Source organism: Bacillus haikouensis (genome assembly GCF_013179555.1).
Lineage (GTDB): Bacteria > Bacillota > Bacilli > Bacillales > Bacillaceae_B > Rossellomorea > Rossellomorea haikouensis_A.
On the sequence record NZ_JABMCR010000621.1, the window covers coordinates 1 to 586 of the forward strand.

General features: G+C 44.4%; 1 protein-coding gene. It reads right to left on the reverse strand.

The window, feature by feature from the left end:
- On the reverse strand, positions 1 to 586 hold a 586-nt coding region (locus tag HP456_RS24720), incomplete at both ends, for a DUF4097 family beta strand repeat-containing protein (protein WP_172255927.1).

The window sequence follows — 586 nt, forward strand, 5'->3', positions numbered from 1 at the left end:
TTCACCCGAGCTGACATCAAGATCGATGTCTCCTGCCATCTTCTTCATCATGATCGATAGACCTCCGGAAGAAACGCCTCCGCTAAGCGGACCTTCGTAGTTAGAGATCTCCATGTCGCCTGAGCTGAGTGTTACCTTCCCGTCTTTTGTCTTTAAATGATTGACGGTGAAATCTCCTGAAGACCCATTATGACGGAATACGTTTGTCTCGAAGTGAGCAAGCTCCATATCCCCAGATCCCATCTTTACCAAAAGTTCATCCAATTGCATTGGTTCCGACGGGGAGCCGCCGTTAAATACAGCTTCCCCGGATCCAAGCTCAATCTCCATATTACGGTCATATTCTTTCGGAACATAGACGGTGACATCAGATTTACGGTTGAAGGCAATCCATTGATACCATTTGTGTTTCACCTCAACTTCAATCGTATCTCCTTTTTCTTTCAGCATAAGTTTTCCTTTCCCGTCGATGTCAACTTTTAGTTCATTATCATCAGTAGGTATGATTTCCGTCTCGCCGCTTTCAAGAAACAACTCAATCTTATCGATGTCATTTGTAACCTTGACCGAATCCCCCGACTTATTA